This is a genomic window from Nostoc edaphicum CCNP1411, from assembly GCF_014023275.1.
GTDB lineage: Bacteria > Cyanobacteriota > Cyanobacteriia > Cyanobacteriales > Nostocaceae > Nostoc > Nostoc edaphicum_A.
The window spans coordinates 849,453-866,311 of record NZ_CP054698.1 but is presented as its reverse complement, the minus strand read 5'-3'; the positions used below and the strand labels follow the sequence as shown (position 1 = coordinate 866,311).

The following is a 16,859-nucleotide window of genomic DNA, read 5'->3' as shown; positions in this document are numbered from 1 at the left end:
AAAACATAACAATCCGATCCCGGAAGGGCTTATAAATCCGTTAAACAGGCGAAAAACCTACTTGTTCCCCCTTGATCCCTAGATATGCTTAGTGGTTAATATTGACTTAACAAAAAGAACTCCTCCGATCCCAAAGAAATGCTAATTTTGGCATAACTGAGGAATTGAAAGGGAACGACCTCAATTTAAAAACAGATTAAAAAACTTAAAAACTGGGCAAAACCAGGAGTCAGGATAAAAAATTCATCTGGAGTGGATGAGATTTTATATAGCATTCTTTAACCAGGGGAAATCATTTACCGCTTAAACTACTGGAGGCCAAATTAATGGCAAAAGAACGCCCGCCACTAGAGGAGATGACCTTACGCCAACTACGCAAAGTTGCTAGCGAATATAGTATCTCTCGCTATAGCCGAATGCGTAAATCACAACTGCTGTCATCAATACAAGAAGTACAGCGCAACAGAAATTTGCTTAGTCCATCTCGTTCATTGGAGGCACAAGAAACCGTGGAAGCTGCAAAGTTTGAATTAGGTCAGGAAGATCGTACTGGTGGATCTCTAGCTGATGTTGATGAAGGACTCGCAGATTTGCCTTCTGGCTATGGTGACAGCCGGATTGTACTCTTACCGCGCGATCCTCAGTGGGCTTACACTTACTGGGATGTTCCCAATGAACACAAAGAGGAACTGCGCCGACAAGGAGGACAACAACTCGCACTACGGATTTATGATGTCACCGACATCGATATCGAATATCAAAGCCCCCACAGCATTCAAGAATATCCTGCTGATGAACTAGCTAGAGAATGGTATATACCAGTTCCAGTTAGCGATCGCGATTATGTGATCGATATCGGCTATCGTGCTGCTGATGGTCGCTGGTTAGTGCTAGCTCGTTCTACGAGAGTACACATTCCTCCCGTTTATCCTTCTGACTGGATAGAAGATGTCTTCATCACCGTCAACTTTGAAGAAGATTTACGTGGTAAGACTCAATACGAACTAGTTCCCCCTGCCAAGAAGATTGCAGCTACCGCCAATGGTAACGCTGTTGTGAATGGCAACGGCAACCCCATCTACGACCAAATCTTTGGTTTAGCGGAATCTGCCGAAGCGCTACGGGTGGCTGGTTCTATCTTCGGCTCCCAGCATCAAGTACCAGGTGGAGTGCAATCCCTTAGCTCCTACGTTTTCCCATCTGGTGTAGGTCTGTGGGCAGCTCCCACCGTGTCTGGTTTAACCGCTTCCGGTGCAGGAATGTCAGGTGTTGGCTTCTCGGCTTCCGCCGTACCAGTGCGTCCGCGCCAGTTCTGGTTAATTGCCGATGCTGAATTGATTGTCTACGGTGCAACCGAACCCGATGCTACCGTAACCATTGGCGGCCGTCCAATTAAGCTAAATCCAGATGGAACATTCCGCTTCCAAATGTCCTTCCAGGATGGTTTAATTGACTATCCGATTTTGGCTGTAGCTGCTGATGGTGAGCAAACCCGGTCAATTCAGATGAAATTTAATCGTGAGACACCATCTCGGAATACTAACACCAAAGAAGAAGCTGTTTTAGAATGGTTCCCTTAAGTTTTGGTTGTTAGATTAACTCCAGGCTGAAATTGTCAAGCAAGAATTCAGAATCCAGAATCCAGAAATCAGAATTAAGAAGACTTTGAGACTCAAGCTTAATAATTTGAATAAAATTAAGAAGCTATAGCACTATTGATTTTCTAATCATTCTGGATTCTGACTCCTGACTTCTGAATTCTTACATTTTAGATTATTCCCCGCTATAGTAATTCTGTAGCGGTTTTTTGCATTATTATGTATACAAAAAAATTATTTTTGGTATTTAGCTTGATCATTGCAGCGAGCTTACTATCAGGTTGTCAAGAGCTTGAAGCAAATTCAGCCCCAAAAGTATCTAAAACTTGCCCTGGCAAAGATGCTAAGTTCAGTATTGATTTTTTTAAAACCAATAATCAAGGTAAAAAAAATCAAAGAGGTATTAACAATGTAATTATATTTAATCCCAAATCAGCAGAATTAGATTTCAAAGTTAATGTTGGTCTATCTCATAAACTCTACGCCAAAGATGCGAAAGGAAAACTGCGTAAAGAATATGTACCAAAACAGTTTCGTGAACTCATTGGTGATGAAAATGCAAAATTAAACGGACAACTACCCATTGCCGCAATTAATGCCGATTATATAGATACTGATGATAAACCACAAGGCTTAAACATTTCTCGTGGCGTAGAGTATTCAGGAGCATTTAAAAATAAACGTTCTTCCTTTGGAATATCAGGAGGTAGACCCCAACAGCGACAGGCTACTATTCAAGCTGGCAGAAGAAAAAGCGATATTCTCAATTACAATTTAGTGGGTGGAAATGGTAGGTTCTATCGTCAGGGTAAATTTAAAGATATTTGTCAAGATTTGGGAGAATTTGCCTGTAAAAATGCAACTAATCGCTCTCTAGCAGCTATTACTAATCAAGGCTATGTAATCTTATTAGTTAATGACTTAAAAGGTAATTCAGAGATTGAATTATCTCAAGTTAATCAAGAGTTATTCCCAGATATGTTTGATAATGTCCTAGAAGGTATTGCTAGCGATAACTGTTTAGGTAAGATTCAAGAAGGGATTTTATTTGATGGGGGTATGTCTCCAGGATTGTATTATAACCAGAAAGTTTATGTAGAAAACTTTGGGCCGATTGGTTCAGTTTTTTTGATTTACAAAAAATAAAATAGTTATGATTTGCACCGTGATTGGAGTTTATTTGCAAGCTCTGACTCCGGTGTATACATAATTTTAGAGTACTGACTTTTTAACCTTTTGTGAATTCTCAAGTTTGTTTGGATTCACCCAACGATTGACAAATTCGTTGTTGTGTTTGTAGACCTTAATTTGCACTTGCTTGGAACTTAACTTAACTACTTCGGCAGGAATTCTTTGGACATCGCTAGAATCCGTGCGAGGCTTGTAAAGCCAAATAACTTTTTGCCCTACTTCAAAGTAGTTAGGATTGCTAGTCAAAGAATGCGTACTTTCTGCCCAAGAGGGGAAAGCAATTGCTAAGTTGATTAAAAGTACTAAGACCACTAGAGTGATTTGGAAAATTTTCATGATCATTGCACTTGTCTTTGGCCTGGTGGGGCAATCAATCTGCTGCTCTAACATTTAACTATTGTCCTCCTTTGTTTTTTCAAAGTTGAAAGGTAGATACACTAAAACTTCTTTGGGCAATTTGGTAGAATTCATGTTGCACCTCTTTTTTACCTAAGTTTGATCGTACTAGAGATTTGGGGGGTCAAGTACTTAGCCTTTAGTTGTATTAATCGCCAGCCAAGTTTGTATTTGTTCAAAGTTTAAACGTTTACTGATTTCAGGATAAGATGACTTTGAAAATAAAATCAAATAGTCTTCTTTGTTAAAATGATAAATTAAACTTATGATTATTATGATGCTCTGACTTGAGATGGAAATTTCTATCTCAGGAGCAATAGACGCAAAAGAACACTCTGTCGTAAAAGTTGGGAATGTATAGTGCTTTATAAATTTTGATCTATATGCCTCAAAGTAGAAGCCTACTTGCAGCGAAGCAACCTAATATTGGCAAACTAGTTCGTGCCCTGCGACAAGAGTTAAATCTGTCTCAAGAAAAATTTGCTGCCGAATTTGGTGTAACTTTCCCAACAATTAACCGTTGGGAAAATGGACATGTAACACCTTCTCCTTTAGCAATACAGCGAATTACTAGCCTAATCAATGAGTTAGGTGAACGTGGTCAAATTCTTAAGAAAACATACTTCCGAGAAGAGGAGTAGGCTTTGTGAGTTCTGCATGGAAATTAGTAGCTTGGAATATCGATGATATAAAGGGGGAGGGGGTGCTGGGGATTGGGTACTGGGGACTGGGTACTGGGCAAGAAAATATGAGTAACATTTTGGTTGGGATCTGAATCCCCATCTAAATCTTCCTAGTCCCTAGTACAGCACGGCGTAAATAAACCACCCATTCCCAATCAACAAAACCCTTACGCTGTCTTCATTTTTAATTTTTAATTTTTAATTTTTAATTCCGCCTTGCGGTACTAGTCCCCAATCCCTACTGTAAGCAACGCATGACCAATCGAGAGGAATCAATGAAAAACGAATCAACGTCAGCAAGCAACGCTGACGTAAATTTCCTTCTCGGCGGGGGTGAAATGGGTGCGCGGATGCGAGAACGAGATTGGTCAAAAACTTCCCTTGGCCCAACACAGCAGTGGCCACAGAGTTTGAAGACAGCCGCGCGGATTATGCTGACTTCCCGTCAGGCGATGTTTGTCTGGTGGGGCGAGGAACTGATTAACCTTTACAATGACGCTTATAAGGCTATTATTGGCGGCAAACATCCAGAAGCACTTGGGCAGCCAGCTTCCTACGTGTGGCGGGAAATTTGGGATCAGGTTAGGCCTCGAGCCGAATCAGCGATGCTGAAGAATGAGGGCACTTACGACGAAGCGCTGCTGCTAATTATGGAGCGCAACGGCTACCCGGAAGAAACTTATTACACTTTTTCATATAGCCCAGTTCCTAATGATCAGGGCGACACAGGTGGGATTATCTGCGCCAACACAGACGACACGCAGCGGATTATCGGTGAGCGTCAGTTGGCACTTTTGCGCGAACTAGCGGCGAGGACGGCAGACGCGCGGACATTCGATGAAGCCTGTATGTTGAGTGCAAGTTGTCTAGAAAGCAACCCTTACGACCTCCCTTTTGCAATGATTTATCTGGTTGACCCAGATAAGCAGGAAGTTTTTCTGGCTGGAACGTGTGGTATAAATCGGAATCACGTAGCAGTTCCGGAAACAGTGGCTCTCGATTCTGATTGTGTTTGGCCCTTTGGGGAAGTGATCACAACCCATCAGGCAAAACTGATTTCTGATTTGGAAGTGTCTTTTAGTGGTTTACCTTGTGGTGTTTGGCAGCGATCGCCCCATCAAGCGATCGCAGTACCAATTGCCCCATCGGGTCAAACGGGAAAAGCTGGTATATTGATTGCTGGTTTGAACCCCTTCAGGCTATTCGACGACAATTATCAAGGATTCATCGATTTAGTTGCGGCTCAAATTGCAGCCAGCATCGCTAACGCCCAAGCTTACGAGGAAGAACGCAAACGCGCTGAAGCCTTGGCAGAAATTGATCGCGCTAAAACCGTCTTTTTCAGCAACGTCAGCCACGAGTTTCGTACCCCACTTACTTTAATGTTGGGGCCACTAGAGGAAACCTTAGTCAATTGTGCCACTCTGCTTCCAGCCAAAGAACGAGAGCAGTTAGAAATGGTGCAACGTAATGGAATCCGCCTGCTAAAACTGGTCAACAGCCTACTAGATTTCTCGCGCATCGAAGCCGGAAGAGTTCAAGCCTCTTATGAACCCACCGATCTTGCCACTTTCACCGCAGAACTAGCTAGTGTATTTCGTTCAGCAGTCGAACGCGCAGGGATGCAATTATCAGTCAACTGTCCTTCCCTGCCAGCAACAGTATATGTAGATCGGGAGATGTGGGAAAAGATTGTTCTTAACCTGCTCTCAAATGCATTCAAATTCACGATGGCTGGAAAAATCGCGGTCAGCTTAGAGTGGGCAAATGACCATATTGAGTTCGCCGTCCAAGATACAGGCATCGGTATCCCAGCAGAAGAAATTCCCCACCTTTTTAAACGATTTCACCGCGTCAAAGGGGCGCAAGGACGCACTTTTGAAGGATCAGGAATTGGATTGTCACTGGTACAGGAATTGGTGCAAATGCATGGTGGAAAAGTTCATATTACCAGTGTTCTAGGAGCAGGCAGTTGCTTTACTGTGTCAATTCCAACGGGGTATGCTCATTTGCCTCCAGACCGAATTAGCGCCCCTCGAACTTTAGCTTCAACCGCATTAGGTGCAACACCCTATTTAGAAGAAGCCCTGCGTTGGCGACCGGAAGAGGCAGGGGAGCAGGGAGTAGGGAGTAGGGGGGCAGGGAGTAGGGAGTAGGGGGGCAGGGAGCAGGGGGGCAGGGAGCAGGGGGGGCAGGGAGTAGGGAACAGGGAACAGGGGGGCAGGGAACAGGGGGCAGGGGGCAGAGAAGAATCTTACCTATCACCTATCACCTATCACCTGTCACCCTCTCGCGCCAGAATTCTTCTGGCTGATGACAATTTAGATATGCGTGATTATGTCAAGCGGCTATTAAGTCAGCACTATGAGGTGGAATCAGTGCCAGATGGTTTAACTGCTTTGAATTCTGCTCGTGGGCGTGTCCCAGACTTAGTACTGACAGATGTGATGATGCCTGGATTAGATGGCTTTGGACTGCTGCAAGAATTACGATCTGATCCGCAGACGCAAAAAATTCCAATCATCCTGTTGTCGGCACGGGCGGGGGAAGAGGCGCGGGTGGAAGGCTTAGAAGCGGGAGCCGATGATTATTTGATTAAACCGTTTTCTGCCCGTGAATTGTTGGCGCGGGTAGAGGCAGCCCTAAAAATGGCTCGTCTCCGCCAGGAGGCAATGGAACGTGAGCAAGAATTGCGAATTGAAGCTGAGGTGGCAAAAGCACACCTAGAGACTGTCCTAGCTGGCATCCAAGACCAATTTTTTGTATTAGATCGAGAGTGGCGTTATACCTTTGTTAATGACCGAGTAGCAGAAGTTGTTGGCTTTTCAAAGAAAGAGTTACTAGGTAGAAGCATTTGGGAAGTTTTTCCAGATGTGGTCGAAAGCGAGTTTTATACTCAGGTTCAGTGGGCGATCGCACAACACACCGTTATTCAGTTTGAATACTTTTATCCTGCTTGGCAGCGCTGGTTTGAGAATCGCGTCTACCCCTTTGCAGAAGGAGTAAGCATTTTTGTTACAGATATTAGCGATCGCAAACAGGCAGAAAAAGCCCTTCGGGAAAGCGAAGAAAAATTCCGCAACATGGCTGACAATGCCCCCTTCATGGTTTGGGTAACAGATACCGATAGCTACTGCACCTACCTCAGTCAAAGCTGGTATGACTTTACAGGTCAAAACGAGGAAACGGGTCTGGGATTTGGCTGGTTAAATGCTGTACATCCAGACGATAGCAATGACGTTAGGAATGTTTTTCTGGAAGCTAGTAGCAGTTATTCGGCTTTCCGTTTGGAGTACCGCTTGCGGCGCCAAGACGGCGAATATCGCTCTTGCATTGATGCGGCTAATCCCTGGTTTGGGATGGACGGTCAGTTTAAAGGTTACATTGGCTCAGTGATTGATATTACAGAACGCAAAGTCGCAGAAGCCGAACGCGATCGCCTCCTGGAACTTGAGCAAGCTGCCAGAACTGAAGCCGAAAGAGCTAACCGGATTAAAGATGAGTTTTTGGCGGTGCTTTCCCATGAATTGCGATCGCCTCTAAATCCCATTCTTGGCTGGGCGAGACTCTTACAGACTCGTGAGTTTGACGCCGCAGGGTTGAAGAAAGCGATCGCAACCATCGAGCGGAATGCTAAATTACAAGCTCAACTAATCGAAGATTTACTCGATGTCTCTCGGATTTTACAAGGCAAGCTCAACCTCAATATGTTTCCCGTTAACTTAGTGCTTGTAATTGAGGGAGGATTGGAGACAGTGCGTTTAGCAGCAGAAGCGAAAAATATTCAAATTCAGACGATGCTGGATGCTTCTTTGGGGCAAGTTTTGGGTGATTCTAGTCGTTTACAACAAGTTGTCTGGAATCTGTTATCAAATGCTGTTAAATTCACTCCTGAAGGAGGGAAAATTGATATTCAACTGGAGCGCGTTGACACTCAAGCTCAGATTACTGTCAGCGACACAGGTAAGGGAATCAGCCCTGACTTTCTCCCTTATGTGTTTGAATATTTTCGTCAGGCTGATGGCACGACAACCCGAAAATTTGGTGGCTTGGGGTTAGGGTTAGCAATTGTCCGTCATTTGATAGAACTACATGGCGGCACGATTTGGGCAGAAAGTTTAGGTGAAGGGCAAGGATCTATTTTCAGAGCCAGACTACCGCTAATTAAAAAGGATTTAACCCCAAAACAACATATAAAGATTGCTGCATTAAATCCTGCTCCGGTGATTGAAATCCTTGCAGGCATCCAAATCTTAGTTGTGGATGACGACGATGATACCCGCGACTTCCATACATTTCTGCTAGAGCAGGCTGGAGCAAGGGTGACTGCTGTGGCATCAGCAAAAGAAGCACTGCAAGTATTGGCAGAGTCAGAACCAGATTTTCTGCTCAGTGATATTGGGATGCCAGAGACAGATGGCTATATGCTGATGCGCCAAGTTAAGGCATTGCAGTCCAAACAAGCCAAACAGATTCCGGCGATCGCTTTAACTGCTTATGCAGGAGAAATCAACCAGCAACAAGCACTCGAATCAGGCTTTAAAAAGCATCTATCGAAACCTGTCGAACCAGAAGAGTTAGTCAAGGCAATTGCAACTCTGATTGGCAGGAGTGGAAATGGCTGAGGTTCGGCTGCTTTGCATAAACCCCGTAAATGCAGATGTGTACAGGAGGAATTTTATGAATTTATTCGTGGAAGAAATACCAGCATCAGATATCTCCCCAAAAACCATTCAAGAAACACCCTCACCAAGTACAGATCCACTAATTGCCCGCAGTTTACAAAAAGAGCAGTATTTTGGCATTATCGGGCTAGCGATCGCCTTGATTGCCGCTGTGGGATTTTTTAGTCGCAGAGTTGAATATGCTATTGGGTTTGCTATTGTTCTCAGCGCGATTTTAATTGCTTTCTTTTTGTTCGTATAAGAAGGGATTAGGGATTTAAAAACTGTGAGCTAGATTTCAATACTGTTCGGTTAAGGCAAGAGACGCGATGAATCGCCGTCTCTACAATAATCAGTCTGGCGATTTATCGCGGATTTGTGATCTAAAACTTTTATCCAAAAAACCTTAACCGAACCGTATTGAGATGGATTCCTTCTTCATAAATATATATTTACCCTGAATAAATTCAACTAAAAGTTCTTGCTTATTTGACTGATTTATGCTTTTATTTTTTGATTTAAATTGTTCATCTAACTCTTTATTAGTTTGCTTCATCACACAAAATATATCAGCAATTACTTGAATATTTAGTATAGATTTGGAAAGGTATTAGTGAATCACCTAATCAGCTAAATTATTTAGTTTAATTAAATCATCAAATCTTCATGAATTTGAAGTGTAGTTTATCTTTTACAGTAAAAATAGTGGGAATAATAGAATAAATCGGATTAAGTAAATTAGTTATATGAGCCAAATATGTCCTATCTCCAAAACCTGTGCTTGTCGTAATGTTGCACGCTGCCGGACTAAGGAGGCAGGTAGGCTCTTTCTCTGGTTTCCCGTTCCACATACCCTGAACAAAGTCACCTCCTATTTACAACAGTTTGCCCTTGAGTATGAACTGATGCACGAGCGACCAGGTTTGAGTTTGAACTGTAGATCCGGACAGTCTCTAGAAATTGCCCGTAACCTGGCCAAACTACTTGCACCGAGAGAATTAAAAGAGACGCAAGTCCTTTTTATTCAAGGCACTATTCAACCTCAACTCCACGATTTTAGTGACATAGCCTCATTACAACGCTTCATTAAGTTCAACCAATCAGACTGGCTGGTTGAAATGCTAGCAACCGAACGATTCACCAGTTACTTTCAACCAATTGTTTCAATTAACGATACATCGCAGATTTTTGGATATGAATCGCTCTTGCGGGGACTGGATGAAGAAGGCAATTTAGTGCTCCCGGCACCGATTCTGGAGTTAGCCACCGAAGCCGGACTCTTACCACAACTCGACCAAGTTGCTCGTCTGAGCACAATCACTCAATTCAGCCGCTATCAAGTGAGTGGGCACATTTTCATCAATTTTGCACCAACGTCACTTTATGACCCAGTTTTCTGCCTACGTAGTACAGTAGAGGCAATTGATACTGCTGGCATTTCCCACGAGCGGGTTGTTTTTGAAGTCGTGGAGTCAGACAATTCTCAAGATTTAGACCATCTCAAGGCACTGCTCCAATACTACCGGGATGCTGGGTTTTTAGTCGCCCTTGATGACCTCGGTTCTGGCTATTCCAGCCTAAACTTGCTGCATCAGTTACGTCCAGACTTTATCAAGCTGGACATCGAGTTAATTCGAGATGTGCATCAAGACCTTTATAAAGCCTCGATTACTGAGAAGCTTCTAGAGATTACTCAAAAGTTAAATATCCAAACTGTTGCTGAAGGAATTGAATGCATTGAGGAACTGAACTGGCTGCGAGAACGAGGTGCAACTCTTGCTCAAGGCTATTTGATTGCTCAACCCAGTGCAGTGCCCGTCACTACAACCCCTCGCTTTGATCCGATTGCCTTAACAGTAGCATCCGCACATTCTCAGCAGATTGAGCAGCGTGTCCAACACCAAAGCGAGTCTGAGCGAATTGTCGCGGCTGTGACGCAGCGGATTCGACAATCATTAGAGTTAAACGAGATTTTGCAAACCACAGCAGCCGAAGTGCGACAACTATTTAAGGTAGATAGAGTATTGATCTATCAGTTTCAGGAAGACTGGAGTGGTTTGGTCGCGGTAGAATCCTTCGCAGAAGAGTGTATGTCCATTTTGGGATTTCACGTCATGGACACGTGCTTTAAATCTACCCGTGCAGCTTACTATCAACAAGGTAACACCAGAGCGATCGCAGATATTGAAACTGCGGGACTATCGCCGTGTCATATTGACCTCCTGCGAAGTCTGCAAATCCGGGCTAACCTGGTCGTGCCTATTTTACAGCAAGAGCGTTTGTGGGGATTATTGATTGCTCACCAATGCCGTAGCAGCAGACAATGGCAGCAATCGGAGATTAACTTGTTTAACCAGTTAGCGGGTCAAGCTGCGATCGCTATTCAGCAATCAGAACTCTACCACCAATTACAACAAGCAAACCAGGAATTACAGCGCCTTGCCTGTTCGGATGGTCTAACCCAAGTGGGAAATCGACGCTGTTTTGATGACACGTTCAATGCACACTGGCAATGGTTGGCACGAGAGCAAGGCTCATTATCTTTGATTTTATGTGATGTCGATTACTTTAAACTTTACAATGATACGCATGGACATCTGGCAGGAGATGATGCGCTCAGACAGGTTGCTAAGGCAATCTCTCAGACAGTTAAACACCCTGCTGATTTAGTTGCTCGTTATGGTGGAGAAGAGTTTGCAGTCATTTTGCCGAATACTGATATCGAAGGGGCTATTGCAGTTGCAAGAGATATTCAGACTAATATTAGTGCATTACAAATGCCTCATCCCCATTCATTGGTCAGTAAATTTATTACCCTAAGTCTTGGTGTAGCAACCATCACTCCTCATAGCCAATTATCTCCTGCAACCTTAATTGCTGCTGCTGACCAGGGACTCTACCAGGCAAAAGCACAAGGAAGAAATTGTGTGGTGCAGATGGATTGTGAGAATCTGCCCGAATAAGGGACTTCCAACTAAAAAAATATCCCATCGCTTTGGCAAGCAGGGGAAGTAGGGGGCGCAGGGGAAGCAGGGGAGGAAGAATCTAATGATCATCTTCGCTCCAAAATTGAATAATTTAATTTCTGGAAGTCCCTAAGCAAGAGTTCTTTACTAATTGATAATTAGAGAGACTGTACAGAGAGAGCATGACATAAGATTAATCGCACTCTCTCTGCCTGATAAAATGCCAATCAATATTTGTTGACAACAGTATAAATATCATAATAAAAAGTAATACAAGTTAAAAATACGTATTTGCCTCTCAATATGATTGATTTAGGCAGCTAAATTGATGACCAAAAGAAATCCATTGCATCTTATACTACTCATGCGTTAATTTTATTTAGGGATATTACGTAAATGAGGTGGTTATTGCTGGGGTTGAGGGTAGGGGTAATTGCAGGAGTATGTAGAGATGAAAACAAGTAACATGGAAAATAGCAGTTCTGTGATGATTGCGATCGCTTGGTGTTTAGCTTGGGGTAATGAGCGAAAACCTAAGTTTGATTTGGCAATATTACAGAAAATGCGACAGGCTTTGAAGGATGGGGAAGATGTACCACAAGAAGTGCGACTCATTGTCGAACAAGTGCAGCAATTGCAAGGCATTGATAAATATTATTTTCCAAAAACTCTAGATGAATTAAAGACTAATTATCCTGCTTTATGGAATCAGACTAACCGCATTGGCTTAGTTTATGGTGGTGCAACTAAGATTAAACAATATGTATTTGAATCGTCAAAAATTCAAGACATTCGTGGTGCATCTGCCTTGTTAGATAGGATAAATCTGATTGATTTACGTGCGTTTTTTAACTATAATTACGAAGCTTCACATAATCCTAATCTTTATAATGCTCAGTGTAGCGAAGTTAGAGCATGGCTAAATGAAAATTTTTACGAAGATATCAATTTATCTGAAGTTCTGATTCCTGAACTTATTATTTATTCAACAGGCGGCAAGATTCTGGCATTTTGTCCGCCTGCATTTGTTGATGATTTAGCTAATGCTATTGAAAAACGCTATACTTCAGAAACTTTAACAGCTAATTCTTGTGCAGTAGGAGATACATTTAGACTTCTAGAAATTCGCTTTGGCTTACTCCGAGAGCCGATTGAAAATACACTTTGGCTAGATTGGTATCATCAGAAATATAAAGAACCACTAGTTCAAGCTTACTTTGGCAATATAGAGAATAATATAGAAAATGCTAAACAAGAAAGATGTACTAATTTAGCTATATCTATTGAGGATGCTTTCGCAGACCGCAAGAGTTTTAATGAAATAACAACAAAATTGACAATTCTATTTAATCAACGTCGCAGTGGTTATGGTCAAGACTTTTCTAGTAGCCTTAATCAACGTTGCAGTAGTCACTCTCGCCCCAGTCGTCGCTATCCTCCCATGTTTGAAACTCATCCATACTTGATGCGTGATGGAAGCGATCGCAGGTCGTTAGTGATGATTGTACAGCCACCAAAACTGCCTCGAGAATCTCATTTTTCTGAGGCTTTGGCTCGTAAACATCTGGTTGGAAACAGAGCAAAAAAAGGTTCACCTGAAATTCCTGAATGGTATAGAGAATCTCAACTAAAATGGGAACGAGGCATAATTGAAAGCTGGGCAAATAGATACAATCGCTTTCTCGAAAAGAATCCCAGTTTACAACAAAAATATTATGCCGCTTTAAAAGCTGATGACATTGAAATCGCTCAAAACCTTAGTCATATTGCTAATGCTAGTAAAGGTTTTGTTGCTTATATTTATGCCGATGGCAACAATATGGGCGGTTATATACAAAAAATTCGGACTCCACAAAAGTATCAGGAGTTTAGTAGAGATGTAGGATTAGCGACGGAGTATGCAGTTTATCAAGCATTAGCAGAGAATCTGCATCCTCATAAATTGCAAAATTTTAATGATGAGGAATCAACACTAGGAAACGGCGCTTTAGTGCATCCTTTTGAAATAATTACCATTGGTGGTGATGATATTATCTTGATTGTACCAGCTAATAAGGCATTGGCGATCGCTAAAAATATTGGAGAGAAATTTGAAGAAATTCTCCTCAAAAAAGTGCCATTGGGAGAAAGCGCAGAAAGTGAAAAAATAATTGGTGATTATAAAATCAAGCAAGACAATAAACCAGTTGACTTGAAAAGGTGTCATCGTTACAAACCTACGGAAGCTTCACCTTCTCAATGTCAACTAAGCACCTCAATTGGTATGTTAATTACAGCATACAATACCCCCATATACTACGCCAAAGACTTGACAGAACAGTTACTTAAATCAGCTAAAGACCGTGCCAAAAAGTTAAAAAAAGCTGGATATTGTAGTGGGACAGTAGATTTTTTAACTATGAAATCTGTCACCATGATTTCATCTGACATTAAGGAATTTCGTAGACAGGCATTGATAAAAAACTTAAGACCTAAGTTAAAGCTTTATGCGGCTCCCTACACCTTACATGAATTAGGAGGCTTAATCAGCGTAATAGAAGCTTTGAAAAACGCCAAATTTCCCAAGTCGCAACTTTACCAAATTCGGAGTTTATTAGAACGAGGTAAACAAACTGCTATTCTCAACTATCGTTATTTTCGAGTCCGACTCAAGCAAGACAAACAAAATTTGGATTTACAAGAGCAGTTTGAAGAAGCTTGGTGTCAGCCGAAAGATTCAAAGAATAAAGGTAATTTAGCGCCGTGGATATATGACGATGGGGCGCTTGAGTATGACAAATCAGACTATCCACTTTTTGAGACTATTTGGCGAGATGTTGTAGATCTATATGATTTCATCGCTTCACCAGATGATGATCGTGATGCAATTGAGGCGCAAACGGCAACTACCGAGACTGAATTATGATCTATCTTCAACAATTATCAAACCCCATCACCTCATATCAAATTACAGCTGTAATTGACACTGCTTTGTGCGTTGGTGCAGGTGGTTCTTCTGGTTCACTTGCAGATAAACCTATTGTCCGTAACTCCGAAGGAAACTTGCTCATTCCTGCTTCTCAACTTAAAGGTCGCCTGCGCCACGAATGCGAAAAAATTGCTAGAGGGTTGCATTGGGCGGTCTGTAGTTCTCCCAACCCGCAAACTATGTGTCCCCAAAGGGCAGGTTTAACAGAAAATTTTCAGAGGACACAATATCAAGTATCGGGTTATGAAAGTCAGCATCATTGCCTGATTTGTCAAGTATTCGGTAATCCAGTGTTAGCATCCCGTGTAATATTTGATGACCTAATCTGCACAGAAAACCCAGATAATTTACCAGAAGTACTACGTCCGGGTGTGACAATTAATCGCCGCCGCCACATCGCTGAAGAACAAAAACTCTACTTTCTAGAAACCTCACCAGCAAATGCCCAAATCAAATTTACAGGACATATTCACCTATCTGGTGCGCCCATCTATGCAGGGGCATTAATTTTAGCTGGACTGCGACATATTCATGCTTTGGGTGGTAGTAAATCAGCCGGTTTGGGCTGGCTGCATTGGGAATTCCCTGAATTACCGTTAGAACAAGGGGCGTGGGATTTTTTGGCAAAAGGGGGTGAGTAATGAAACGGATTAATTTGGAAATTAAAGCGTTGTCTCCTTTAGCAATTGGGCGACAGAAACCGGGTGGTTCTGTGAGTGAAGCCGAAAGCTATATTCCCGGTTCTGTAATTCGAGGTGCGATCGCAGCTGTAATCTTAAAATGGGCTAATACATCTATTAGTGATGGTGACAATTTTCACGAGCTATTTTTAGGTGAAAATCCGGCAATCTTTCAAAACGCTTATTGTGCAAATATTAAAGTTGAGTCAGAAGTCAGAGTTTTACCCGCTACAGCCTTAAGTTCCAAAAACAAGCCAGGTTTTAAGTCTAGACCCGATGACCCTAAGCACAACGGTGTTTTTGATACCTTAATTGACCATTTCTGTGCTGAAGGCTTTGGACATCTTTACGATCCCAATTGCCCTGCTGACGGAGGTAGAGTGGATGTTTTCACTGGCTTTTACCAAATTCAGGACAAATATTACAGCAATTCTGCAAGTACCCGCTTGTTAACGCGAGTTGGTATCAATCGACGCAGAGCAACTTCAGAAGAACGGGTTCTTTACAGCCTTGAAGTCTTAAATGAATCCCAAGATCACAAAGAAAAACCCGTCATATATACAGGGGGAATATTTGCACCAGATGATTTGGCAGAATCTCTACAAGTTTTTATTGATAATCATCAAGAAGACTTACGTTTAGGTGGTGCAACTTCACGCGGATTAGGAAGAGTCAAGATCACAGCAAAGCTACCTGTAGAAATTAAACCAAGAGTCAGCAATCAAATAAAACAGTTCAATGATAAATTACATCAACGCTGGCATGAATGGAAGAATATCTTTGGTAATCCCATAAAAGATTTGCCAAAAAATCGGGTATATTTCACCATTGATTTACAAGCCGATACTATTCTTTCTGAAAACTGGCGACGCACTACTGTAATTTCACCACAAATGCTTCAAGAATTAACAGGCGTTACTGATTCTTCCCTAGAGCTTCATGCTGCTTATAACAGCTATGATTATCGTTCTGGCTGGAATTCTGCTTGGGGACTGATGAAAGATGTGGAGTTAGTTACCAATAAAGGGTCTGTATATTTATTCAGCACCTCTGGCGAAGACTTATGGATAAAAGCTTTGGAAGATTTAGAAGTAAAAGGAATAGGCGATCGCACTTGTGAAGGCTTTGGACAAGTAGAGGTTTGTAATGAGTTTCATAGTGTATTTAGGGAGAATGCTAAATGACTGAACAATTAGATCCACAAAAACAACTCCAGGTTAAAAAGGGTATTGATCAGGCTGAAGATGATCTAGTTACCTGGATTCAGAATGCTTTAGATCAAACAAAATATGGGGATTTAGAAGAATCTCAATTTCGTAACTTAGTGCGTGTATCTGATACTACTGAAAGTGCAGAAGTGATTAAAAACTTTATCCGCTATCAAGTCGGACGAGATAAAAAATGGGGAAGAGGTAAAGAATCTCTAGCTGAAAAAATAATTGAAGATATTGATGGCAGTATCAAGAAAAATGCTCAAATCATTGCTGAGTGTTGTCAAACAGACTTTAAACCGATTTGGTTAGAAATGATTCGTCGTTATTTAGGTTATGGCGCACGTCATTTGAAGTATAAGCGCGATGGTGCAGCATAATTGCAATACCTTGCTTATATGCCAGAAAAATTATTTTTTTTAACTTTCAGGTATAAAACTATGAAAACACGCTTATTTGTACAGTCAGTACTAGTCTATTTAATAATCTGAAGTATGCAGAA

The 16,859-nt window shown here is 42.0% G+C and carries 10 protein-coding genes and 1 pseudogene; 10 read left to right on the top strand and 1 reads right to left on the bottom strand.

From position 1 onward, the window contains the following. The first annotated feature begins 326 nt into the window (after positions 1-326). Entirely contained in the window at positions 327-1,580 is a 1,254-nt protein-coding gene (locus HUN01_RS06345; protein ID WP_181930558.1) for a DUF4912 domain-containing protein, read from the top strand. A gap of 237 nt (positions 1,581-1,817) precedes the next feature. Then, entirely contained in the window at positions 1,818-2,744 is a 927-nt protein-coding gene (locus tag HUN01_RS06340) for a phosphodiester glycosidase family protein (protein ID WP_181930557.1), read from the top strand. 66 nt (positions 2,745-2,810) lie between these two features. Here the strand turns inward: HUN01_RS06340 and HUN01_RS06335 are convergent, their stop codons facing one another. Beyond that, positions 2,811-3,125, bottom strand: coding sequence for a hypothetical protein (locus HUN01_RS06335; protein WP_181930556.1), 315 nt, complete (start codon positions 3,123-3,125; stop codon positions 2,811-2,813). A 443-nt stretch (positions 3,126-3,568) separates the two neighbouring features. Between HUN01_RS06335 and HUN01_RS06330 the strand changes: the two genes are divergently transcribed. The 8 genes and pseudogenes from HUN01_RS06330 (at position 3,569) to HUN01_RS06295 (ending at position 16,737) form a co-directional block, all read left to right on the top strand. Further along, positions 3,569-3,826: a helix-turn-helix domain-containing protein gene (locus HUN01_RS06330; RefSeq protein ID WP_181930555.1), complete on the top strand. Its 258-nt coding sequence runs from the start codon at positions 3,569-3,571 to the stop codon at positions 3,824-3,826. A 317-nt stretch (positions 3,827-4,143) separates the two neighbouring features. Continuing rightward, positions 4,144-8,493: pseudogene (locus HUN01_RS06325) on the top strand (ATP-binding protein). Between the two features lie 55 nt (positions 8,494-8,548). After that, positions 8,549-8,794 (top strand): hypothetical protein, encoded by a 246-nt coding sequence (locus HUN01_RS06320; RefSeq protein WP_181930554.1) that lies wholly within the window; start codon positions 8,549-8,551, stop codon positions 8,792-8,794. A 484-nt stretch (positions 8,795-9,278) separates the two neighbouring features. Further along, positions 9,279-11,495: an EAL domain-containing protein gene (locus HUN01_RS06315; protein ID WP_181930553.1), complete on the top strand. Its 2,217-nt coding sequence runs from the start codon at positions 9,279-9,281 to the stop codon at positions 11,493-11,495. A 454-nt stretch (positions 11,496-11,949) separates the two neighbouring features. Beyond that, positions 11,950-14,403, top strand: coding sequence for a type III-B CRISPR-associated protein Cas10/Cmr2 (gene cas10, locus HUN01_RS06310; RefSeq protein WP_238846023.1), 2,454 nt, complete (start codon positions 11,950-11,952; stop codon positions 14,401-14,403). Then, on the top strand, positions 14,400-15,107 hold the full coding sequence (locus HUN01_RS06305) for an RAMP superfamily CRISPR-associated protein (protein ID WP_181930552.1): 708 nt from the start codon (positions 14,400-14,402) through the stop codon (positions 15,105-15,107). The genes cas10 and HUN01_RS06305 overlap by 4 nt, the downstream gene beginning before the upstream one ends. After that, positions 15,107-16,330 (top strand): type III-D CRISPR-associated RAMP protein Csx10, encoded by a 1,224-nt coding sequence (gene csx10, locus HUN01_RS06300; protein ID WP_181930551.1) that lies wholly within the window; start codon positions 15,107-15,109, stop codon positions 16,328-16,330. Before HUN01_RS06305 ends, csx10 begins: the two co-directional genes overlap by 1 nt. Further along, the gene (locus tag HUN01_RS06295) at positions 16,327-16,737 is read left to right on the top strand and encodes a hypothetical protein (RefSeq protein WP_069071644.1); all 411 of its coding nucleotides are present in this window, start codon (positions 16,327-16,329) and stop codon (positions 16,735-16,737) included. The genes csx10 and HUN01_RS06295 overlap by 4 nt, the downstream gene beginning before the upstream one ends. Positions 16,738-16,859 lie beyond the last annotated feature (122 nt).

Coding starts and splice junctions, on each gene's coding strand:
- HUN01_RS06335 (WP_181930556.1), bottom strand. CDS start 3,125: ATGAAAATTTTCCAAATCACTCTAGTGGTCTTAGTACTTTTAATCAAC.
- cas10 (WP_238846023.1), top strand. CDS start 11,950: ATGAAAACAAGTAACATGGAAAATAGCAGTTCTGTGATGATTGCGATC.
- csx10 (WP_181930551.1), top strand. CDS start 15,107: ATGAAACGGATTAATTTGGAAATTAAAGCGTTGTCTCCTTTAGCAATT.
- HUN01_RS06315 (WP_181930553.1), top strand. CDS start 9,279: ATGAGCCAAATATGTCCTATCTCCAAAACCTGTGCTTGTCGTAATGTT.
- HUN01_RS06340 (WP_181930557.1), top strand. CDS start 1,818: ATGTATACAAAAAAATTATTTTTGGTATTTAGCTTGATCATTGCAGCG.
- HUN01_RS06320 (WP_181930554.1), top strand. CDS start 8,549: ATGAATTTATTCGTGGAAGAAATACCAGCATCAGATATCTCCCCAAAA.
- HUN01_RS06330 (WP_181930555.1), top strand. CDS start 3,569: ATGCCTCAAAGTAGAAGCCTACTTGCAGCGAAGCAACCTAATATTGGC.
- HUN01_RS06295 (WP_069071644.1), top strand. CDS start 16,327: ATGACTGAACAATTAGATCCACAAAAACAACTCCAGGTTAAAAAGGGT.
- HUN01_RS06305 (WP_181930552.1), top strand. CDS start 14,400: ATGATCTATCTTCAACAATTATCAAACCCCATCACCTCATATCAAATT.
- HUN01_RS06345 (WP_181930558.1), top strand. CDS start 327: ATGGCAAAAGAACGCCCGCCACTAGAGGAGATGACCTTACGCCAACTA.